The 23,763-nt window shown below is 33.5% G+C and carries 22 protein-coding genes and 1 tRNA gene; 2 read left to right on the top strand and 21 right to left on the bottom strand.

From position 1 onward, the window contains the following. Positions 1-40: 40 nt before the first annotated feature. From ACWJKS_RS04230 to ACWJKS_RS04190, 9 genes are all read right to left on the bottom strand, one after another. A tRNA-Lys gene (locus ACWJKS_RS04230) sits at positions 41-117 on the bottom strand. A 191-nt stretch (positions 118-308) separates the two neighbouring features. After that, positions 309-1,124 (bottom strand): purine-nucleoside phosphorylase, encoded by an 816-nt coding sequence (locus ACWJKS_RS04225; protein ID WP_462960492.1) that lies wholly within the window; start codon positions 1,122-1,124, stop codon positions 309-311. A gap of 56 nt (positions 1,125-1,180) precedes the next feature. After that, on the bottom strand, positions 1,181-1,741 hold the full coding sequence (locus tag ACWJKS_RS04220) for a nitroreductase family protein (RefSeq protein ID WP_165413110.1): 561 nt from the start codon (positions 1,739-1,741) through the stop codon (positions 1,181-1,183). Between the two features lie 329 nt (positions 1,742-2,070). Further along, entirely contained in the window at positions 2,071-2,421 is a 351-nt protein-coding gene (locus ACWJKS_RS04215; RefSeq protein WP_165413109.1) for a hypothetical protein, read from the bottom strand. Between the two features lie 45 nt (positions 2,422-2,466). Continuing rightward, positions 2,467-3,435: an ABC transporter ATP-binding protein gene (locus ACWJKS_RS04210; RefSeq protein ID WP_165413108.1), complete on the bottom strand. Its 969-nt coding sequence runs from the start codon at positions 3,433-3,435 to the stop codon at positions 2,467-2,469. After that, positions 3,435-4,457, bottom strand: a complete 1,023-nt coding sequence (locus ACWJKS_RS04205; RefSeq protein ID WP_165413107.1) for an ABC transporter ATP-binding protein — start codon at positions 4,455-4,457, stop codon at positions 3,435-3,437. The genes ACWJKS_RS04210 and ACWJKS_RS04205 overlap by 1 nt, the downstream gene beginning before the upstream one ends. A 13-nt stretch (positions 4,458-4,470) precedes the next feature. Next, entirely contained in the window at positions 4,471-5,388 is a 918-nt protein-coding gene (locus ACWJKS_RS04200; protein ID WP_165413106.1) for an ABC transporter permease, read from the bottom strand. A gap of 15 nt (positions 5,389-5,403) precedes the next feature. Continuing rightward, on the bottom strand, positions 5,404-6,360 hold the full coding sequence (locus ACWJKS_RS04195) for an ABC transporter permease (RefSeq protein ID WP_165413127.1): 957 nt from the start codon (positions 6,358-6,360) through the stop codon (positions 5,404-5,406). A 67-nt stretch (positions 6,361-6,427) separates the two neighbouring features. Then, positions 6,428-8,140 (bottom strand): peptide ABC transporter substrate-binding protein, encoded by a 1,713-nt coding sequence (locus ACWJKS_RS04190; protein ID WP_165413105.1) that lies wholly within the window; start codon positions 8,138-8,140, stop codon positions 6,428-6,430. 292 nt (positions 8,141-8,432) lie between these two features. Here ACWJKS_RS04190 and ACWJKS_RS04185 point away from each other — a divergent pair, with 292 nt between their 5' ends. Further along, positions 8,433-10,058 (top strand): methyltransferase, encoded by a 1,626-nt coding sequence (locus ACWJKS_RS04185; protein ID WP_165413104.1) that lies wholly within the window; start codon positions 8,433-8,435, stop codon positions 10,056-10,058. A gap of 121 nt (positions 10,059-10,179) precedes the next feature. Here the strand turns inward: ACWJKS_RS04185 and ltrA are convergent, their stop codons facing one another. The 12 genes from ltrA to zwf form a co-directional block, all read right to left on the bottom strand. Further along, entirely contained in the window at positions 10,180-11,589 is a 1,410-nt protein-coding gene (gene ltrA / locus ACWJKS_RS04180; RefSeq protein WP_165415056.1) for a group II intron reverse transcriptase/maturase, read from the bottom strand. A gap of 462 nt (positions 11,590-12,051) precedes the next feature. Beyond that, positions 12,052-12,855: an NAD(+) synthase gene (nadE, locus tag ACWJKS_RS04175; protein WP_462960491.1), complete on the bottom strand. Its 804-nt coding sequence runs from the start codon at positions 12,853-12,855 to the stop codon at positions 12,052-12,054. Between the two features lie 130 nt (positions 12,856-12,985). Further along, entirely contained in the window at positions 12,986-13,852 is an 867-nt protein-coding gene (gene rnfB, locus ACWJKS_RS04170; protein ID WP_165413126.1) for an RnfABCDGE type electron transport complex subunit B, read from the bottom strand. A 29-nt stretch (positions 13,853-13,881) separates the two neighbouring features. Beyond that, the gene (locus tag ACWJKS_RS04165) at positions 13,882-14,463 is read right to left on the bottom strand and encodes an electron transport complex protein RnfA (RefSeq protein ID WP_165413102.1); all 582 of its coding nucleotides are present in this window, start codon (positions 14,461-14,463) and stop codon (positions 13,882-13,884) included. After that, entirely contained in the window at positions 14,463-15,086 is a 624-nt protein-coding gene (rsxE, locus tag ACWJKS_RS04160; protein WP_165413101.1) for an electron transport complex subunit RsxE, read from the bottom strand. The genes ACWJKS_RS04165 and rsxE overlap by 1 nt, the downstream gene beginning before the upstream one ends. 1 nt (position 15,087) lies before the next feature. Then, entirely contained in the window at positions 15,088-15,660 is a 573-nt protein-coding gene (locus ACWJKS_RS04155) for an RnfABCDGE type electron transport complex subunit G (protein WP_165413100.1), read from the bottom strand. A 6-nt stretch (positions 15,661-15,666) separates the two neighbouring features. After that, positions 15,667-16,659, bottom strand: coding sequence for an RnfABCDGE type electron transport complex subunit D (locus ACWJKS_RS04150; RefSeq protein WP_165413099.1), 993 nt, complete (start codon positions 16,657-16,659; stop codon positions 15,667-15,669). After that, complete coding sequence (gene rsxC, locus ACWJKS_RS04145) at positions 16,656-17,993, bottom strand: electron transport complex subunit RsxC (protein ID WP_165413098.1); 1,338 nt, start codon at positions 17,991-17,993, stop codon at positions 16,656-16,658. Before rsxC ends, ACWJKS_RS04150 begins: the two co-directional genes overlap by 4 nt. A gap of 72 nt (positions 17,994-18,065) precedes the next feature. Beyond that, a complete protein-coding gene (locus tag ACWJKS_RS04140; protein WP_165413097.1) occupies positions 18,066-18,485 on the bottom strand; it encodes a SoxR reducing system RseC family protein in 420 nt (139 codons plus the stop codon). Positions 18,486-19,044: 559 nt separating this feature from the next. Then, positions 19,045-20,817 carry an aminopeptidase P family protein gene (locus tag ACWJKS_RS04135; RefSeq protein WP_165413125.1) on the bottom strand — a complete coding sequence of 591 codons (1,773 nt, stop codon included), beginning with the start codon at positions 20,815-20,817 and terminating at the stop codon, positions 19,045-19,047. A 136-nt stretch (positions 20,818-20,953) separates the two neighbouring features. Beyond that, complete coding sequence (locus ACWJKS_RS04130; RefSeq protein ID WP_165413096.1) at positions 20,954-21,580, bottom strand: cyclase family protein; 627 nt, start codon at positions 21,578-21,580, stop codon at positions 20,954-20,956. A gap of 11 nt (positions 21,581-21,591) precedes the next feature. Then, positions 21,592-23,097 carry a glucose-6-phosphate dehydrogenase gene (gene zwf / locus ACWJKS_RS04125; RefSeq protein ID WP_202881869.1) on the bottom strand — a complete coding sequence of 502 codons (1,506 nt, stop codon included), beginning with the start codon at positions 23,095-23,097 and terminating at the stop codon, positions 21,592-21,594. A gap of 388 nt (positions 23,098-23,485) precedes the next feature. Between zwf and ACWJKS_RS04120 the strand changes: the two genes are divergently transcribed. Next, a complete protein-coding gene (locus ACWJKS_RS04120) occupies positions 23,486-23,743 on the top strand; it encodes a glycyl-radical enzyme activating protein (protein WP_165413095.1) in 258 nt (85 codons plus the stop codon). Positions 23,744-23,763 lie beyond the last annotated feature (20 nt).

The following is a 23,763-nucleotide window of genomic DNA, read 5'->3' as shown; positions in this document are numbered from 1 at the left end:
AAAAGAAACATCAAGATCACAAGATCTTGATGTTTCTTTATGGTGCTCCATCAGGGAATCGAACCCTGGACACCCTGATTAAGAGTCAGGTACTCTAACCAGCTGAGCTAATGAAGCATGTCCGACAACATCTTTATTATATATCATTTTTACGTATTTGTAAACACTTTTTTTATAAAACTAATAGATAAATAGTTATTTATTAGTTTTATAAGAAAATACAAATAGAGAAAAGCATACTTACTATTTGATTTTAACAGTAATAACTGTGATTATACCGATTAGAGTTGCTTAAGTATGTACTTAGGCTAACCCATACATTCAATAATCTTAACCACCCATTTGCACAATTTCGTAGATGCTTTTCTTGCGGTTTCTACTACCCTATCATGTGAGTGTTTAACTTTTTGAATTCCTGTAGCCATATTTGTAATGCAAGCAATACCAATCACGTCCATTCCTAAATAGTTTGCTACTATTGTTTCAGGAACTGTTGACATCCCAACCGCATCAGCCCCTTGTCTTCCAATCGATCTAATTTCTGCAGCAGTTTCATAGTACGGTCCCATAAAACCAGCGTAAACACCTTCTTTATATTCTACACCAATCTCATCTGCAATAGTTTTCGCCTTATCAATAAGTTCTATTTTATATGGTTCAGACATATCCGGGAATCTCAAACCAAATCTTTCATCATTAACTCCAATTAATGGATTATCACTAACAAGATTTATGAAATCATTAATAATCATTAATGTTCCTGGAGTAAAACTTGTATTTATTCCTCCACATGCATTTGTTACAATAATATTTTTAATTCCTAACTGTTGCATAACATATACAGGATAGGTTACCTGTTTCATTGTGTATCCCTCATAGTAATGAAATCTTCCCTGCATTAATACTACTTCTACACCACTAATTTGCCCGAAAACTAATCTACCCTGGTGCCCTGCCACTGTAGTTTGTGGAAAATTAGGAATATCTTTATACTCAATGTATTTGCTATTTTCAACTGCACCCGCTAAATTTCCTAAGCCAGAACCTAATATCACTGCAACTACTGGTTTCTTATCTACCTTACCTTTTATATAATTTACTGATTCTATAACTTTATCATACATTTAAAATCTCCCCCTATAGAATTATAGTAAATCCTATATATTGATGCCTTATATCATTATTTTATATAATTTACCGTATTTTCTTTTCTCGCTGGTGCATTAGTTATCTCAATTTTTTTATATCCAAGGCAAAATGCATGTATTTGTCTAAATCCTTCTGGTATTTCAAGCTCCTTAACAAACTCTGCACCTTCTTCACTATTTAATAGATGTGCAATAAGACCAATCCAACAAGAACCAATTTCTAAGGCTTCTGCTGCTATAAGCATATTTTCTACTGCCACTGCGCAATCAACTGAGGCGGAGTTGTTACTTTTGTCTCCTGAAACTAATACTACAGTTGGTGCATTGTAAAACACATGAAATTTTTCATTATCAGCAAATCTTCTAATATATTCATTATCAGATTTTCTAGCAATTTTTTTAAAAGCATCACTTAATCTGTCTATAATATCTTTTCTTTGTATTATCGTAAAATGCCATGGCTGCGTATTATTAGCACTCGGTGCATAAATACCTGCATCTATTATATCTGTCACATGTGCTCCATTAACTTGTTCTGGTAAAAACGCCCTTGTGCTTCTTCTATTTCTTATGTTTTTTAAAGTTTCATTCATTTTAAAGTCCTCCGTTTACTTATTTTTTTGAATACACCGCATTGTAAAGCCTTTTAATAACAGTATAATGCCCTATTTGCCCTACATAAAATAAACATTTATTTTTATTGTCATTAGTTATAATAATACTACTATATTAGTTTAATGTAAGTACGCACTTTTACAACATATAGTCACTAAAATTATACCATCAATATATTTTATTTATTAACAATAATCAACGCGACTTGTAACTGCAACATGAACACAGTTTATTTTTAAAAAAGAAGTAGAGCATTTTCTGAAATTATATAGGACTTCTCTACTTCAATAATATTTTTGAGATAAATCTACAGGTAATATCTTATATCATCAATTACAATTCCTGAAATCAGAATCATGATATTTACAATGAGTAGCACATTAACAAAGTTTATAACTTGAAACCTTTCTTTCCACTGCTTATCATTTCTAAGCGATCTTCTTGCGTTTCTCTTTAATATAAAACCAGAATAAACAATTAAGCCAAGGCCTCCTACAATGAATAATGTACTACGTACAATTTCCAGTGTGACTTTAGTTCCACCGTGTATTACTAAAATAGCTCCTAATATAGATATTAATATTAATATTAGAGATATTATTAATCCCAATATTATTGATTTAATAATATCCTTAATAAAAATTAAAATTTTGTCCATATGGTTATCCTCCCCTATACATTTATATTAAAATAACAAATCATTTTAATATAAATGGCAAGCTACAAAATGATTTGGAGCTACTTCTTTAAGAAGTGGTGTTTGCTCACTACATAAGGAAGTAGCATAGCTACATCTTGTCTTAAATCTACATCCAATTGGAGGATTTATTGGGCTTGGAACCTCACCTTTAAGCATTATCTTTTCCCTTGTTCTTTCAAGTCTTGGGTCGGGAATTGGAATTGCTGATAAAAGAGCTTTAGTATATGGATGAAGAGGATTTTTATAAAGCTCTCCACTCTCTGTAATTTCAGCTATAACACCTAGATACATAACAGCTACTCTGTCAGACATATGTTTAACCATTGAAAGATCATGGGCAATAAATAAATAAGTAAGTCCCATTTCTCTCTGAAGTTTAATAAGAAGGTTTACAACCTGTGCCTGTATGGAAACATCAAGGGCTGATATAGGTTCATCGCACATTATAAATTTAGGTTCAACAGCTAATGCTCTTGCTATCCCTATTCTTTGTCTTTGTCCACCTGAGAACTCATGAACAAATCTATTACTATGTTCTTTATTAAGCCCAACTAGTTGTAAAAGATTCTGAATTCTATCTGTTCTATCTTTACCATTAGCCGCAATCTTATGGATATCAATTCCCTCTGCTATTATGTCTCCAACTGTCATTCTTGGATCTAATGATGCATATGGATCTTGAAAAATTGTTTGTACTTCTTTGTAAAATGCTTTCTTTTCAACCCCCTGTATTTTATGAACATCCCTTCCCTTATATAGGACACTACCGGAAGTTTTATTGTACATTCCTATACAAGTTCTACCACAAGTAGTCTTCCCGCAGCCAGATTCCCCAACAAGACCTATTGTTTCACCTTCTCTTATTACAAAACTCACATCATCAACTGCTTTTAAAACTGCATCTTTTCCTACATCAAAATATTTCTTTAAATTCTTAACTTCTAATACTACATCTTTTTTATTTTCTGTCATTATAAAACACCCCCACCAACTTCAAAAGGTATATTTAACTTTGGAGCCATTTCATAATGTAGCCAGCAAGATGCCTTATGTTCTCTCCCAAATTTATATGCAGGAGGTTCCTTTGTTAAACATATCTTCATACAATGTGAACATCTCTGTGCAAATCCACAGCCCTTTGGAGGAAAAACCATATCAGGTGGTGTGCCTTTAATAGCTACTAGTTTTTCCTTATTTTCAAGATCTAATCTTGGCACTGCTTTAAGTAATGCCCAAGTATAAGGATGCTTAGGGTTGTAGAATATATCTTCAAAACTTCCTCCTTCAACTACCTTGCCAGCGTACATAACAAATATCCTATTAGCAAGGTCAGCAACCACTCCAAGGTCATGAGTAATTAGTATAACCGATGTTCCTAGCTTTTGTTGAAGACCTTTAATTATATCTATAATCTGTGCTTGTATTGTAACGTCTAAGGCTGTGGTTGGCTCGTCAGCTATTATCATACTTGGATTACATGCAAGTGCTATGGCAATCATAACTCTTTGCCTCATACCACCTGAAAATTCATGTGGATATTGCTTAAGCCTTCTATCCGCATTAGGAATTCCAACAAGCTCCAACATTTTTAAGGCCTCTTTTAAAGCCTCATTCTTATCCATGCCTCTGTGAATCATTAAATTTTCTGCTATTTGGTTGCCAACTTTCATAGTTGGATTTAAGGCTGTTAAAGCATCTTGAAAAATCATACTACATTGCTCACCCCTAAAATCTTGCCACTGCTTCTCAGTAAATTTTAATATATTTTCACCTTTATATACAATTTCACTACCTTCTTTAACAACACCTTGTGGTGATTGTATTAGTCCCATTATTGCCTTAGAAGTAACAGTTTTACCACATCCTGATTCTCCAACTATTGCTATACATTCTCCTTTATCTACGTCAAAGGACATTCCCCTTACCGCTTGTACTTCACCGGCATAAGTATTATATGATACTTTTAAATTTTTAACTTCTATTAACTTTTCCATAGTTTGCCTCCTACTATTGACGAAGTTTTGGATCAAGTGCATCTCTTAAACCATCACCAAACAAGTTAAATGCTAACACTGTTAAACAAATTGCAAATGTTGGAAAAAATAATTGATATGGATAAAAAGCCATTGCACTTTGTCCATAGGATATAAGCACACCCCAGCTTGTATTTGGAGCCTGAAGTCCGAGTCCTAAAAAGCTTAGTCCTGCTTCTGCAAATATATATCCCGGTATGCTAGTTGCAATAGTTAATATCAATACTCCTATTGTATTTGGAATTAAATGTTTTATTATAACTCTTACCGGCGAAGCGCCTAATGCCTCAGCTGCAAGTATATATTCATTTTCCCTAAGTTGCATCAACTGCCCTCTTATCATTCTTGATGTACCACACCATGATGTAATGGTCAATGCAATAATTAAAGTTGTAATACTATTACCTAAAACCACCATTATTAGTATTGTTAAAAGTAATGATGGGATACTAGTTAATACCTCTATAATTCTCATCATAACCTCATCTATCCATCCGCCAAAGTAAGCCATTACACCGCCGTATAAGCATCCAACAATTATTTGTATGCCTGTTGCAATCAACCCTATTGCAATGGATACTCTACCACCATACCAAATTCTTGCGAATAAATCTCTTCCTAATGCATCAGTTCCAAACCAATATTCACTACAGGGTGATATATTTTTTTTGCTTCCATTAACCGTCTTGAAATCCTTTCCATTTATATACGGACCAAAAATAACCATTAATATTAATACTATTAATATCACTAACGATATCATTGCAATAGGATTTTTTTTAAGTCTTCTCCAAGCATCCTGCCAGTATGTTATATTGGGTCTTGTTATCATATCAGCATTTTGCTGTTCACAATCAATTAACTCAAATTCTTCTTTTTTAAATTTTGTCATTGATAACTCCCCCCTTTATTTTTTACCACCTGTAAGTCTTATTCTTGGATCAACAACTGTATACAATATATCGGACATAAATATACACAATATATACATAGCCGTAGTTAATATTGTTTGTCCCATAATTATCGGAAGATCTAGTCCTTGAACTGCCCCTATATAATAAAGCCCCAGTCCTGGAATAGAAAATACTCTTTCAATAAAAAATGATCCCGTTATACACATTACAATAGTCATAGGAAGAAATGTAACTATTGGTATCATTGAGTTTCTCATTATATGCTTAGATATTAATCTTTTAGTTGATAATCCTTTAGATTTTGCAGTTAATACATAATCTTGATTAATAACATCAAGCATAGAGGTTTTTAAAAGTCTTGAATAATGTGCAATATAGCCAAAACATCCTGCTAATGTAGGTAGAACTGTATACTCCCATCCACCCAGCCACAAATCTTTACCTTTAGGCCATCCTATTACTGGAAACCACCCAAGATCTCCTGCAAACCATTTTTGAAGTAGTAATGCAAATACAAAGGATGGTATAGAAATAAGAAAAACAGCACTGGTTATTACGGTGTAGTCAATCCATGTACCTCTTTTCATAGCTGCAAGAATCCCCAGCATAATTCCAATAACCATTCCCAGTACCATTTGTTGTATTCCAAGCCTCGCAGATGCTGGTAGCTTGTCTTTTATTATACTTCCCATAGTTTGTCCAGGATAAACTATGGATTCACCAAAGTCGCCTCTTAACATACCCGTAATACACTTAACATATCTTTCACCAACCGGTTTATCATATCCGTATTTTATATAAACTTGTTCTTTTATATTTGTTGGTAATTTTTCCACTCTTGAAATTAGTGGATCACCTGGCACTGCTTGCAATAAAAAAAATGTAGCTGTTGCTATTATAAAAAGCGTGAGTAACATTTCCCCAAATCTTCTAATAGTATAATGAATCATGAAACTCTCTCCTTTTTTATAACGCGCAGGGCTCGCAATGAGCTCCTGTGCATTATTATTATGATTACTATTTTCTACCAGAAGTGTATGCCCATCTCCATTCATAAGTAGCTCCAAAATGAGGACTCATAAAATCTTTAACATAGTTTTGTGAAAATCTCCTTGTATCTTGATAATAAATCGGAGCTAAAGCAACGTCATCTTTAACTAGCATCGCTTCAAGTTTTTGATATTTTTCCACTCTATTTGCAGGGTCTATCTCAGTTTCAAGATCTTTAATTATCTTATTATACTCTGGGTTATTATATTTAATTTTGTTATTGTCACCTTCACTAGCAAATACTTCAAAAAAGTTTATTGGATCATCGAAATCTGCTCCCCATCCACCGTAGCAAGCATCCCATTTTCTATCTTTTTTAGCTTGCTCTAAAAGTGGAGCAGTTCCAAATACTTCTACAGATAAATCTATTCCTAAATTCGTTTTGAATTGTTGCTGCCACCATTCATTTTTTTGTTTTGCAGCTGAGTCAGCTCCCGAAGTAACATATTTAATCTTTATCTTGCTTAAATCAATTGTATCTTTTCCAAGCTCTTTAAGTCCTTCTTTAAATAATGCTTGAAGTTTTTCAGGCTTGTTTACATACTCAGTTGCTAAATCTTTTAATGGCTCCTTAACTTCATCTCTATATACATCTTTACCTGATTGTAATGACGTTGGAATCCACCCATAGGCTGGAGAATATCTACTCAAAAGTGTATTTATATAGTCTTCTCTATCAAATGCTAATGACATTGCAAGTCTTATCTTTTTATTTGACATTAATCCACTTGGTCCACCATCATTGTTGAAGGCTAAATACCCAGTAGATGCTTTGTCCCCTTCTGCAAATTGAAATTTCCCTGCCTTTGCTTCGTCTTGCCACTTCTTAACATACTCTTGACTACATCCAGTAACGTCTAGTTGTGAACTCTCAAATAATTGAGCTTGGGTTGAGAATTCTGGAATTGCATTCATCTCTGCCGTTTTAATGAATACGTTATTAGCATCCCAATAGGTAGGATTCTTTTCAAATGTCATGCTGTTATTCTTTACCCATTCCTTTATTTTATAAGGTCCACAATAAACCTGGTTTGCAATGTCTGTTTTCCAGTTTTCTCCACCTTTTTTTATAACATCAAGTCTTATTGGTCCAAAATTAACAAACGGTAATTTCTTTTCAAAATATGGTGTAGGTTTAACTAAATTTATAACCAATGTCTTATCATCTTTTGCCACTACCCCAACATCTTCAGACTTTCCAGTACCATTATTGAAATCTTCAGCACCTTTTATTTCATAGGCATAGTAAGCATATGAAAAGGCATTCTCCTTTTTTAGAAGTCTTTGGAATGAATCCACGTATTGCTGAGCCGTAACTGGCACTCCATCGCTCCATTTATAATCTCTTAAGTGAAAAGTCCAAGTTAATCCATCCTTAGATGTTTCCCAGCTTTCAGCTCCTGCTGGTTCAATTTTGTCCTTCCCATCTACAACCTTTATTCTTGCTAACCCTTCTTGCATTTCATTTATTATTGTGAAAGAATCTACATCCGATGCTTCATTTGGATCTAGGGTCAAAGGTTCAATAAATACTAACTTTAAATGTTGATCATCATCTTTTTTAGTACTAGTATTCGTTGAAACTGTTGCTTTGTCTTTTTTGCATCCCACTAGGCCTGTTGCAACCGTTAACATCATTGTTGATGTCAGCAGCAAACTAAGTATTCTTTTTGTTTTCATTAAATAATCCCCCCTAAATATTAATAATTTCTATATAGACCTTATACTAAGTATAAGGGAATATATCCTTAACATTTTGGTGTTTTAATTCTTGTTTTATTCAATAAATCTTCGTTATTTACATTAATAGTATATGTATGTATTTTATATCATATTAATCTATAATTTGGTAATTTGCAATATATTTAAATATTTAAAATTACCCATCACACTAAAAAAATAAATATATGATATAATTGTATTTAATAGATTAATTATAATTTAATAAATTTAAGCATAAGAGGTGTAACAAATGATAGAAAATACTGATAAGATATCAAGTTTAATAGAAAATCTAAAAACTTCAGATGATAAACAGAGATCTGCTATAATAAATAAACTTTCTCTAGATTATAATAATGCAATTCCCATGTTATGGTCAAAAATAATAACTGGGGATGATCCAAGAGGAATACTTTCCGTTTTAAGGGATATTTTAAAAAAGGAAAAGCCCAAAGGAATGTTCAAAAGAACTATTGGTAATTCAAAAGAAAAACTTAGCGCTCTTCTTTCGCATTCAGATCCAAAGGTACGAAAGAATGTATGTGGCGTTATTGGAGAACTCGCAGACCCTGTGTATTTAGAAGCTTTATATAATGCCTATAACGCTGAGGATAAATTATTTGTAAGATACTCCTACGTACTTGCAATCGGGAACTGCGGCAGTGCAAATGACGCAGAAAAGTTAAAGAGAATGTTTGAAGATGTAGTAACAAATGAAAAAGCTTGTCAAGAAAATGACTCACTAGTAACAACTAATAAGCATATTAATGAGGAAAAGCTTGCACTAACAAGAGCCATAGATAAATTGTCTCCTACAGCGCGCCATGAGTTTAAAGGATTTGAAAGTCCTGTACCTATGCTGCTTACTGTTATGAATTATCAGTATCAGCTTACTTTAAAGGAACTAGATGATAAATGGATTGATGGTAGACTTGTAGATGACGGTATACTTATCTGCGAAAAGGATTTAGATAAGATTTACACCTGCAGGACCTTTTATGAACTTTTGTATCCTTTAGCTGAGTGTGAAGATTTAGACTTTGATTATAAGGTAATAGCTGATGCAATTATAAATGCAAATTTTGTAGATTTTTTAAATCAGTGTCATGATAATGATTCTAATGATCCTTTTGGGTATAGAGTTGAATTTAAAACAATGGATTCTAATAGAGAACGGTCAGAGTTTGTAAAAAACTTATCTAGAGAATTAGACGAACTTTCTTGTGGGAACTTAAGAAACAGCCCTTCCTCATATGAAGTTGAAATTCGAATACTTGAAAGAAATAATCTCTGCAGTGTATTTGTCAAACTGTATTCCGTAAAGGATAATAGATTTGACTATAGAAAAAACGACTTAGCTACATCCATAAATCCTGTAACTGCGGCTATTGCAATAAAATCAATAGAAAAATGGCTAGACCCTAGTGCTAAAGTTATAGACCCCTTTTGTGGCGCTGGAACAATGCTTATTGAAAGATCTAAATTAGAAGAATTTGGATCTCTAACAGGAGTTGATATATTTAGAACAGCTATAAACGCTGCAACAATAAATTCCAAATTAGCTAATGTAGATATAGACCTTATAGCTGAAGATATATTAGAATTTGTGCCTTACGGCCAATTTGATGAGATGATAACAAATATGCCTTTTGACAATAAGTCCACCACCCATAATAAGTACGCGGACTTGTATAGTGCATTTGTAAATAAAATCCCTGATTTTATAAGACCAGGAGGAATGGCATTTGTTTATACAATAGAAAAGCAATTATTTAGGGAAGTTCTGCTGGATAATGATCAACTTGAATTACTTCAAGAGATAAAAATTGAAAGTGGTAGGCTTACACCTCATGTATTTGTGCTAAAAGTAAAATAATGCACATGAAATACATAATGAGTCTAATGTACTTAATCGAGTAGGAGGCTAATCATTATTTGATTAGCCGACCTCTCACACCACCCTGCATACCGTTCGGTACAAGGCGGTTCTATAAGAACTAACAAGTTCTAAGATAATATTTCGTTATACTGATTAGACCTAGACTTTCTAGGTCTTTATCTTTATATGCAATATTCATAATTGGACTCTTGGATATTCTCCAATAACTTCTTCGTGTATTTGCATATTCCCAAGACTTTTGTTTTGATAGCCCTCTCTTTTTAAGTTCCTTGAATCTCGTTCTGACCCTTTTCCATTGTTTCCATATACAGAGGCGTATCCTTCTCCTTAACCATCGGTCTAGCTCTTTTGCTATAGTTTTCATATTAGCTATTCTGAAATAATTTATCCATCCTCGAAGTTTCTGATTCAGTTTTTGGAATCTCCATTCTAGGCTTTTCCCATTACTTCTTGAAGTTACTTCTTTGATGTTTTTCTTAAGTTTTTCTATAGCTTTCGGGTGTACACGTACTTGAATTCCACCTTTGCCATTGTAAAATGAAAAACTTAAGTATTTCAGTTTCCATGGCCTAGCTACCTTACTTTTGTTTAGATTTATTTTCAGTTTCAGTTCTTCCTCCAGAAATTTTGTAACTGACCTCATTACTCTTTCCGCAGATCGTTTGCTCTTAACGTAGATATTGCAATCATCTGCAAAACGACAGAACCTTAATCCACGCCTTTCCAGTTCTTTATCCAATTCATTTAGATAAATATTACTGAGTAGCGGACTACATGGACCACCCTGCGGGCATCCGAGGTCTGTTTCTGCGACCACTCCGTTTATCATTACACCTGATTGTAAATATTTCCTTATTAATCTTAATACCTTTTTGTCATCTAAATCCTTGGATAGGATGGACATGAGTTTATCATGATTTACAGTATCAAAATACTTAGATATGTCAATGTCAACGACCCATTTATAACCGTCGTTGATGTGTTCTTTACATTTTTCAATCGCTTGGTGTTGACTTCTTCCTGGTCGGAATCCAAAACTTGTTTCTGAAAACTTTTCCTCGTAGATTGGTGTTAACACTTGGGCTATCGCCTGTTGTACTACCCTGTCTACTACCGTAGGTATTCCTAGAAGTCTTTTCCCACCGTCGGGTTTATCTATTTCTACCCTACGGACTGGCATTGGGGTATAACTTTCTTCTATTAAATCCTTTTGAAGTTGGCTGTTGTTACGTTTTAGGTATTCTAGTAGTTCATCTACTGTCATTCCATCCACGCCACTACTTCCTTTATTTTTCTTCACCTTTTTGTATGCTTTGTTCAAATTGCCACGATGAAGAATTTGCTCCATTAGGTTATTAGTATCTCGTTTCTTGTCGTCTCTTCCATTCCTTGACGCCGAAGAAATACTCATCACTTCTATGTTATCTTGGATTTCCAACCCTACCTCGCATAGATAGTCTTCATTATGAAGTTTTCTGATTTCTACATATTTCTTTGAGTTCTTCAAAATTTTCAAAACCTCCTATAGTTCAGCCCTTCCCAAAATATTTATAAATATTTTGGTACTATGGCGTCGGCTGACTGCTCATGATAAATCTTATTTCAACCATGTATCGAAATACATCTTAACATGTCCATGAGCTCTCCCCGGGTAAGAACGCAATCTTTCTCTCCATGTATCTGCTACATTTACACAGTATATTTTTTTGAATAGTTTTGGGCTTCAATTTGTTTAGCAATTTTACCCAGTATACCATGCCTTATATGTAATTTCTGTTCGTCAGACTGGAAATTTGTCTACACCTGCCTTCAGATTCCTCGTCGCCGAGGACACCCTTGGTGTTCAACTATGTGCTTGGCACTATCAACCCGCACTCGGGACTTTCACCCGTTAGATTACGCCCATGCCGGGCACACTAAAAGAAATAGATACACCTATACATTAGGTGCATCTATTTTTTTTACTAATTTATTCAAGCCACCAAGTGTCTTTTGGAGAAACTGGTGAATGTCTTTTGTGTTTGGAAACTGTATACAATTTTAATATTTTCTTCTCGTATTCTTCTGAGATGTCTTTACCCCTTAAATACATACAAACCTGATGATTTAGTTCTGTTACTTCTTTTTGATTGGATCTATTGTCCCATACACCACTTGTAGAAATTTTATTAATTATAGATTTAGGTGCATTAAATATTTTTGCCATCTCGTAAATTATGCTTTTTGTTATTCCCTCAAGTGGTTGTATATCTGCTGCATCGTCACCATGTTTCGTCACCATTCCTAGAGTTAGCTCGGCTACATTCGTGTAGCCAGCAACTAGAACATCATAAACTTCAGCTACTCTATATAACACGGTCATTCTCACTCTAGATTTCGTATTCCCTATATCTACTTTTGAAGGAGGTAGCCCACGAAGAAGCTCAATGGATTCAATTACGGGACCCATTACATCATAGGTTTGAAATACATCTGGCTTTATAATGTCTCTTGCAAGTTCTACATCTGCCATGTCTGATTTAATTCCAAATGGGAGAGATAGATTGATTAGATATATTCCTGATTTTTTTATAAGCATACTTGTAACAAAGCTATCTACTCCACCTGTAAGATGACAAACATAACCTTTTTTTCCGGTATGCATAGCATACTTTTTTAAGAAAGTACAAATTTCTTCTATCATTCTATATGCATACTTTTCATCTGACTCATTTTCAAGAGGACAAGGTATACCAAACTCATTCCCTATTTCTTGTTGTTTAATTTTATTCATATCTAGCCTCCTTAAACTTGTTTATATGTTTATTGTATCACATATAATCCCATATTAACCACAAATTATTAAAATGAAAGATTAAAATTAATATCCGTCCTTATTGATAAATCAGAAAAAACATCCTATTTTAATCAGAGAGAGTTTTATTTTCAGATAATTTAGCTGCTATTCTTGTCTGTGATATACTTTCTATAGACTTTTTAATTGCACCCGTTGGGCATTTATATAAGCAAGTAGATTCATTACATATTGAAACACATACATCACAATCTACTACAGCTAGATTGTTCTCAATTTTTATTGCACCATATGGACAATTCTTAACACAAATTCCACATCCAATGCAGCCTACTTTGCAAAGTTTACGTGTCACAACACCTTTGTCGTTTGAATTACAATTCAAAGATACATTAATTCCATTTGGAACTAATTCAATAACTTTTTTAGGACAAACTATTTTACATTTTCCACAACCCGTACACTTTTTATTGTTAATAATTGGTATGCCTTCTTTGCTCATTGTCATTGCATCAAAAGGACAATTTTTAACACATGTTCCAAAACCGAGGCAACCATATTTACATCCCTTTGGTCCTCCCTGTAGCACTGATGCTGCAACACAATCTTGAACACCTTGATACTTATAATCCTTAATAGCTTTACTTACTGTACCAGCACATTTTACAAAAGCCACTTTTGGCTCCATTTCTGCTGCCACTTTACCAGTTAGATTTGCTACCATTTTTGCAACAGGTGCTTTCCCTGGAATGCAAAGATTTGGTGCTACATCTGGGTTTATAACCACAGCTTCTGCATACGCCATACAACCAGCATATCCACAGGCTCCACACTGACCTTTTGGTAATATATCTTCAACAATATGAATCAATGGATTTACTTCAATGGCAAATTTTTTATTTGCAACCGCCAAAATTAAACCAAACACTAGCCCAACTGATGTCATTACAACTAAAACTGCAATCGCTATACTTATATTACTCATAATAATTTCTCAGCTCCTTTCTACGCTGCTATAATCCCAGAAAACCCCATGAAAGCTAATGCTAACATGCCCGCTAAAATAAACGCAATGCCGAGCCCCTCTAATGGTTTAGGGACATCTGCTAATCTTAGTTTTTCTCTTAAACTTGCCATAAGTATAATTGCCAAAGCAAACCCCAAACCAGATCCAACGGCAGATATTGCACTTTTTACAAATGAAAAATTTGATTCTACATTTAAAAGTGGTACGCCAAGTACAACACAATTTGTAGCAATTAGTAATAAATATATTCCCCACATATTATATAATGTAGGTGCATATTTTTTAATAATCATTTCTAAAAGCTGCACAAAGCTAGCAATTAAAAGCACAAACACCGCCGTTGTTAAAAATGTTAAATGAAATGGAGCCAATATAAAATGGAATACCAACCATGCTAGCATGGAACTCAGAGTCATAACAGAAGTTACAGCCATTCCCATACCAATAGAGGCTTTTAAGCTCTTAGAAACCCCAAAAAAAATACAAAGCCCTAAAAACCTTGTTAAAACGAAGTTATTTACGACTACCACACTTACAAACAGAGTTAGATACTCACCCATTATGCTTCGCCTCTCTCAATTTTATTTTTTTCCATATGTTCAGTCAGCATCTTAAACCCGGCTACCATATAGCCAATGAGTATAAATGCACCTGGTGGTAAAATCATGATAAGTGCAGGATTATACCAAGAGCCAAAAATTTTTATCCCAAATATAGCTCCTGTACCAAAAAGTTCACGTATCATCCCGATAGATAAAAGTGCAAGTGCAAAACCACATCCCATTCCTAGTCCATCAAAAAAGGATGGAATCACTGAATTTTTTGAAGCAAAAACTTCCGCTCTAGCTAAAATAATTGCAAAAACAACAATTAATGCTAAATATATTCCTAATGCCTTATAAAGCACTGGCGCATATGCTTGTAATACCAACTGTACTACAGTAACAATGGTTGCTATGGATGTAATATACACCGGTACACGGACCTTAGGATTCACTACTTTTCTACTAATAGATACAATAGTATTATTTGCAGTAATAACGAAGATAACTGCTAAACCCATAGTTAGAGAATTTATCGAGTTATTCGTTACCGCTAAAGCAGGACAAAGACTAAGTGCAAGAACAAAAATTGGATTTTCTTCAATAATCCCTTTTTTAAATATATTCCATAACTCTCTCATATTATTTCCCCCCTACAAACTGTGTAACCTGTTCCACAGCTTCTTTGATACCTTTCGTTACCGCTTTTGAAGAAATGGTAGCCCCAGTCATAGCTTGAATATTATTTTCTTTTGATTTATCTTTTACGACTTCTAAATCTTTGGTTTTTTTACCTTTAAATTGACCTCTAAAAGGTTCTTTACCTGCATTTTCTCCAAGTCCGGGCGTTTCATTACTCTCTAATATAGCAAATTCAATAATTTTACCTTGTGGCGACACAGATACAATCATTTTTATTGCTCCCCCATATCCTTTACTCTCTGCTGGAACTATATATGCAATTACTTTCCCATTCTTTTCTGCAATAAACCATTCTTTTTTCCCCTTCACTGGCTCAAACTTTTCTGCATCCACCACCAATGACTTCATTGCATTAGTCTTCATCATAGCCGCTTTTTCTGCTGCAACTGGTGCTGTAAAAAAATAGGTTGAAGCAATAATTGCGCCTGATATGAAACAAGCAACTGTTAAATTCATAGCAATTTGAAAAATACTATACTCTTTATTATGCAAAACATTATTGTCATCTGACATTCTTCGCTACCTCCTTGCTCCAAATTTAACCGGCTTTATCACGCGATCTATAAGCGGTGTAACTGCATTCATTAACAAAATGGAATAACAAACCCCTTCTGGATATCCACCCTTTAGCCGAATTAGAACAGTAAGCGCCCCAGCACCCATAGCAAAGATCACCTGCCCCTTCTTTGTAATAGGAATAGTAACCATATCTGTAGCCATAAAGAATGCTCCTATAACAAGGCCTCCAGCCATAATATGGAATAGCGGATCTCCGCTAAATAAACCTGTCGGTCCAAATATCCAAGTTAAAATACCTACAGTTCCAATCATAAATACAGGAACTTCCCAATTTACATATCCTTTATAAATTAAATATATGCCTCCAATCACTAGTAAAACTGTAGATGTCTCACCAATACTTCCACTGCGAGCACCAATGAACATAGCTTTATACATTTGAGGTGCACTTCCAAATGTATCAATGAGTTTTCCATATCCTTGTTGTTTTAAAATATTTAAAGGCGTTGCAGTAGTTACTACATCTACACTTGTACTCATTCTTGTCCAAGTTGTCATTGCAATAGGCCATGATACCATAAGAGCTGCCCTACCAATATGAGCTGGGTTAAAAATATTATACCCAAGACCACCCATAGAATGCTTTGCTATTACGATAGCAATAAATGAACCAACTATCGCCATATAAGGTGGAATCGTCGGTGGCAAACACATTGCAAGCAATAGTCCTGTTAGGAATGCACTTCCATCAGAAATAGTTATTTTCTTTTTTCTAATTTTTTGCATTAGGCACTCGAACCCAACTGCTGACAGACTTCCCATAAGAAGTATAATTAAAGCAGGAATCCCAAAGTGATAAATCCCAAAAATTGCAGCTGGCGACAAAGCCAAATTCACAGTCCACATAATTTTAGAAATAGATGCCTCTGAACGTATATGTGGAGATGTTGAAATGGTAAAGAGATTATCTTGTAATTTTATTTCACTATTCATTTAGCTAACATCTCCTTTTTTTTTGCAGCATCCGCTGTATTTTGCATTTTACAATATCTAATGTATTGTACTATATTCCGCTTAGCGGGACATACATAAACACAACTTCCACATTCTGCACAATCAAAAAGATTTTGTTCAAGCTTTGCTTCTTCATACATGTTTTTTTCTCCCAATATACTTAGCATACTTGGATTAAGTCCACAAGGACAAATGCTTACACATTTCCCACAACGAATACAAGGAGATTGCTTTCCATTATTAATATCTTTTTTATTTAAACATAAAATTCCAGAAACGCCTTTAACAATAGAAACATTTAAATTTGATTGAGCAAATCCCATCATGGGACCACCCATAATAATTTTAGCTGGTGCCTCTACAAATCCACCACAATTTTCAATAGCATCTTTAAAACTTGTTCCAATTCTAAGCAAAAGATTTTTAGGTTCATTTACAGCACTTCCACTTACAGTTATTACTCTTTGAATCAAAGGAATTCCTTTTACCACAGCATCATATATTGCAATAACTGTTCCTACATTTTGAACAACGACTCCTACATCCATTGGCAAACTACCGGATGGAACCTCACGATCCACTAACACTTTAATAAGCATCTTTTCCGCACCTTGTGGATATTTAGTAGGAATTGCCTTAACTTCTACTCTGGTTCCTGCAAAAGTTTTTTGCATAGCACTAATTGCATCTGGCTTATTATCCTCTATTCCCACATATGCTTTTTGAACACCGAGGACCTTCATTACTATTTTTACACCAGTAAGAATTTGCTGGGAATACTCTAGCATCATTCTGTGATCTGCGGTTAAAAACGGTTCACATTCGGCCGCATTTAAAATAAAAGTATCAATTTTGTTTTCTTTTGGTGGCGATAATTTTACATGAGTTGGAAAAGTTGCCCCTCCCATTCCAACGATACCAGCTTCTTTAATAATATCTTTTATTTCATTATCATTTAACTTCTCCCAATCTCTTTCAATTGGAATTCCTTCTATCCAATCATCGAAGCCATCATTTTCAATTACAATAGAAAGACACTTTCCAAATACCGGATGAGGGTATTCTGCCACATCTATAACAATACCGGATATTGATGCATGCACAGGGCTAGATACAAAAACTGTGTTATTCGCTATAACCTGTCCTTTTTTTACAAAATCACCCTTAACTACAATGGGTGAACACGGCGCACCAATATGCTGCCTCACAGGAATAACAACCTTACTTGGCATTAGTGCTATTTCTATAGTCTTATCCGCGGTATAATTTTTATTATCATTTGGATGTATTCCTCCACGAAAACTTTTTATCACTTTCCCACCCCTATTTAGCATATTTTAAAATATATTGAATTATATAGATATCTTTAAATCAAAAAAACTATTTCAAGATAGAATCCGAGTAATAACAAGTTGCATTTCGTCATTATTATGAGCAAATTCATCAAAAATTTTTATATTCACTATGGACAATATAAATGTTAGTATTCCGCCTCCTATTTGAAAACCTCGCACAGAATAACCAATTTTTTTTGCTATTACTTGTCCAGCGATAACCCCCACTACAATAGCAATAAGAGGCACTATATATACAACAAAAGCTGCCATTAACATATTTGTTTCTTTCATTTCAAAGGCAATTCGTTGTCCAGCCTTAGCCCCAATAAAATTTTGAGCCTGAATCACCAATGAACTATCACCTGGGCATGCACCACAATTTTTACATTCGTTATGCCTACCTACCTTGACTTTCGCAATGTTATCCTCAAATGTTTCTATTATAATTCCTTCTTCCTCTTTTATCACCTTTACAGCTCCTCTCCTTGACTACAATATTAATTTTATTGTAAGGCTACGATAAAGTTTTTATATATTCCACATGTAAAATTATACACCGCCTGTTAAATTATATATTAATTTCAATTTCTACAACTTAAGATAGTTTTTTTCAGAGTAAAAGTCAATGATAATTAATTTTTTAACAAACAAATATATAATGATTTACATTTTTTTTACTCAAAAACCATTCTTTTGTAAATGTATACAAAACATTTTGTCCACCTTTTATTTTCACAATTCCTACTTATTCGTACTAATGTTTTGAACAATCCCTAACATATTACTGTGTTAAAGTATTAGCGTAAGCTCTTATATATTCTTTTTTCAGTATTATTACAATTTTATTTGTTAATATTTTTTTATTTTAACTCAATTTAATATTATTGTTAATTCGTGTTAAAATATTAACAATGCCTTCTTATGATACTAAAACTAAAAGTAATCATGCAAAAGCATTGCTAATAAGGAAATAAAAAAGAGATGCATTTGCATCTCTTTAACCCTTATTAATTCATTAATCTTATATTTATATTGCTATTGTTGCACCCTTTAAATACTCTAGTTCTTCTCCTTTTAAATATGGGGAAAGTTTCTCAAATACGGTTCTATGATAATTATTTAGCCACGCCTTTTCGTCATATGTTAATAAAAGCGCATCTATAGCTTCTAAATCTATAGGGCAAAAGGTTAAAGTCTCAAACTTCATAAATTGTCCACCATATTGAGTTTTTTCATCTTCCTTAACAGTAACTAAGTTTTCTATTCTTATACCATGTTTTCCATCCTTATAAACCCCTGGTTCATTGGACACTATCATTCCTTTTTCAAGCTTAATAGTACTGGCAGCCATAGATATTCGATGTGGCCCCTCATGAACATTTAAAAAGAAACCTACTCCATGCCCTGTTCCATGTTTAAAATTCATACCCGCATTCCAAAGTGGAATTCTAGCTATAATATCCAAGTTTGAACCAGTGGTTCCATATAAAAATCTCTGCATACTTAAATCAATCATTCCTCTTAAAACTAGAGTGAAATCTGTTTTCTCTTCTTCCGTTAATGGGCCTACTGCTAGGGTCCTTGTAATATCTGTTGTTCCATCTAAGTACTGAGCACCAGAATCTAATAAATAAAGGCCTTCTTTCTTTATAGTAGCCTGATTTTTTTCTGTAGCAGTATAGTGAGGCATAGATGCATTTGCTCCGTAAGCCGAAATAGATGCGAAACTTAAATCATAAAAATTTTCTCCTGCTTTTCTTATTTCGCAAATTTTATCTGATGCCTCTATTTCAGTAATATTACGCGTTTTTATAGTTTTTTTCATCCAGTTTATAAATTTAACCATAGCCACGCCATCACGTACCATTGCCTTTCTAACATTTTGAATTTCAACATCATTTTTTATACCCTTAAATTTTGTAGTTATATCCATAGCTTCTACCGTTTTAATCTTTATGGCACTATATATCCAAGTACTGTTTTTCGCTGGATCAAATAATATTGTTCCGGCTTTAATATTTTTTAAAAATTCCCCTATGCTATCGTATGGCATTATTTCTACATTGGCCTTTTCAAGCTCAGATCTAACTTTTGAATTAATCTTTATTTCATCTATAAATAAATAACATTTTTCCTCTGAGATAACTGTATAAGCTATTGTTAAGGGATTACATTTTACATCTCTTCCTCTAATGTTTAATAGCCATGCTATATCATCGAGTCCTGATATAACATAGTAATTTGCTCCCATATTCTTCATTTCCTGGACTACTTGCGCAAGTTTTGTTCCTCTTGACTTTCCTGCATACACTATATCGTGCAAAATCACCTCACTGGAGGGTCTTGCTGGTCTATCCTTCCATATTTTATCTATTAAATCTTCATTAACTTCAAATGAAAATTTCTTACTTTCTAACGCTTTCTCTAACCCTCTAAAATACTCTACTGAAATAACCTTGCCATCAAAAGCAATCTTTGCTCCTTCGCTAAGAGATTCCTTCAAAAATTCCTCAACAGTTGGAACATTACTCTCTCCCATTTTAAATAAAGTTACACCTGTACCTTGTAATTCACTTTCTGCTTGAATAAAATATCTTCCATCTGTCCAAAGATAAGCATCCGTAAGTGTTATAATTGCAGTACCAGCAGAACCTGTAAATCCTGTTATAAACGTTCTAGCAGTATAATGTTCTGCTACATATTCACTTTGATGTGGATCTGAACTAGGTACTATATATGCTTCTATGCCTCTTTCTCTCATACCATTTCTTAACTCTTCAATTCTTTCTTTTACATTCATCATATTCACCCCGTTAATTTGCAAGCGTTTACTTACAATTTTTAAATTACTTGTTTAATTATACCATAAATAAGTTGGGATTATTAAAACAAAAACTGTAATTTTATATAATTTTTAAGTTTTGAACTATAAGTACTTATATTAAGTCTTTTATTAAAACTATCCTAGCAGGAGCACCATCTGCTCCCTTAATTTTAAGTGGCATAGCACACATGAAGTATTCATCTTCTTTTATTTCTTTTAGTCTAACACCTTCTATTATAGTTATTCCCTTGCTAAAAAGAATTTTATGGGTTTCATGTTCTGGCTGAGACCTTTCTATTCCAAGTGAATCTATTGCTACTCCAATTATTTCTCTTTCTGCTAGATACTCTGCTCCACTTTTTTCAAGAAAAACAAAATCAAATTCAAACTCATTTGTGAATGAGTTGCGAGTTTTAAGCAATAAGAATTCACCTGGCCTTATGTTTTTATCCATAAGATCTTCTTTTGTTATTCCATTTACTATTTTTGTTAAATCCAAAACTCTACACTTTGTAATCAATTTATTTAAATCAATAGCATCAATAGTAGCACCCATATCATCTACATGATACGGTGCATCAATATGAGTTCCTGTATGTAAATTCATACATATACTAGATTCATTAATGCTATCCTTTGGGATTTTCCTTTCAAATTTAATCACTGGTCTTTTTCCCTCTATATTCTTGTATACTCCCATACTTTTTTCTATAGTCATAGATATATCATATATAATCATGTTACGCCTCCTTAATTTTGTGCTGTATTCCACCACTGTCCGCCATCCCGCTCAACTAAATGCATTGCTTCCTCTGGGCCTGAGGTCCCTGCTGAGTAATTAGGATAATTAGGTATATTATTTTCAAATCCTTTTTCAATACTTTCAATAAATTTCCATGAGTATTCAAGTTCATCCCATCTAGTAAACAAAGATGAGTTATTTCTAATTGCTTCAAGTAATAGCCTCTCATAAGCCTCGGGTGAATCATTTAAATACTTACAGCTTTGACAATAATCTAATTCAACTTTTTCCATTTTAAATTCACTACCTGGCCTTTTAGCATTTATCTGAAAGAAAAAGCCCTCTTCTGGCTGAATTTTTAAGACTAAAAGATTATGACTAATCTGATTAAACTCCTTATAATAATTAATTCCAGGAAGTTTTTTAAACTGAATAACTATCTCTGTGCTTTTAGTATCCATTCTTTTTCCTGCTCTTATATATATGGGTACTCCTCCCCACCGGAAATTGTCAATATAAGTCTTAAGGGCTATAAAAGTATCTGTGTTTGACACTTTTGATACCCTATCTTCGTCTCTATACGCCACCTCTTTTATACCATTGACAAAGCCAGAGCCATATTGACCTCGAACAATATTTTCCGTGCAAGTCTCAGCGGTAAAAGGTCTGAGTGATCGTAATACCTTGACTTTTTCATCTCTTATAGATTCAGGTTGGAAGTCTACTGGAGGTTCCATCGCAATCATAGTCAATATTTGTAACAAATGATTTTGAAGCATATCTTTTAAAATACCAGCATTTTCATAATATCCGCCTCTGTTCTCTACGCCTAAAAGTTCATAGGACGTAATTTGAATATTATCAATATAATTTGCATTCCATAGTGGTTCAAATAATGAGTTACCAAATCTTATTGCTAATATGTTTTGGATCATTTCCTTTCCCAGATAGTGATCTATTCTAAATATATCCTCTTCAGGTATAAGCTTTGATATGTTATCATTTAAAATCCTAGCCGTTTTCAAACTTGATCCAAAAGGCTTTTCGATCATTATCCTCTGCCAGCCAGTGTCTTTGCAAACCATAGCATTATTCTTTAAATTTCTAATTATCCCTTCAAAAAACTCTGGTGCAACTGCTAAATAATATAATCTTTTGCCTCCAGTTAAATATTTAGTCTCCATTGTTTCCAAAAATGAATCTAAATCCTTGTACGCTTCATTATCTGAAGTAAAATCAAAATTCTTATAAAAAATTTTCTTACTAAATTTATCCCATAGTTCTTCATTTAAAGAAAACCTAGAGAATTTTTTCACTGATTCATACATTTCTTCTCTATATTGCTGATTTATTTTTTCCCGTCTTCCTATAGACACAATTGTAAAATTTTCAGGTAATTTCTCCTCGTACATCAAACTAAAAATAGCTGGAATAAGTTTTCTTTTTGTCAAATCACCAGTTCCACCAAAAATTATAAATATACTAGAAAGTTCTTCATCCATACTTTTCTCCATTAAAAGTGCTCCTTCCTGCAATTCTTTTCATACGCACTATTTCTTATTTTTTTGTTCTGATCATAGCATATTAATTAATAACTACATCTACGGGTTTACTTAAATGAAATAGCTATCATATTACAATTTCAATTAATAATAATATACCACAAACTCATGAAATGCGTAAAAGTATATTTGCAAGTACTTTTGTTGAATTTCTATATATTGTATTTTTTTCATTAGAAATTAGTGTTTCTAAATAAAAAGCCAACCTGTAAAAAAATACAGATTAGCTTTATTTATATTCTATAAATCTACAATTGTTACACCTTTTCCGAATACCGTTTCAAAATCAGCTGTAAAATCCTCCACCGTCTTCGGAGAATACCGAAGCCTTGATTATGTAATGAAAGAGGTTATTATACGTATCCCCGTAATACCTGGTATCAATGATAGTTTGGAAGATGCGCAGGGCTTTTGTAATCTATTAAAAGAAGTGGGTGTAGCCGAAGTAAATCTATTACCCTTCCATCAATTTGGACAAAATAAATATTCCTTATTAAATAAGGAATACAAGTTTGCAGATGTTGCGCAACTACATGAAGAAGATTTAAACTCATATAAAGAGATATTTATTCAAAACGGCCTAAATTGTATAATATAATTTAGGCTATTTTTTATTCC

This window comes from Clostridium sp. CM038 (assembly GCF_055081105.1).
The sequence above is the reverse complement of the archived record's forward strand: the minus strand, read 5'-3'. Positions and strand labels throughout refer to the sequence as shown.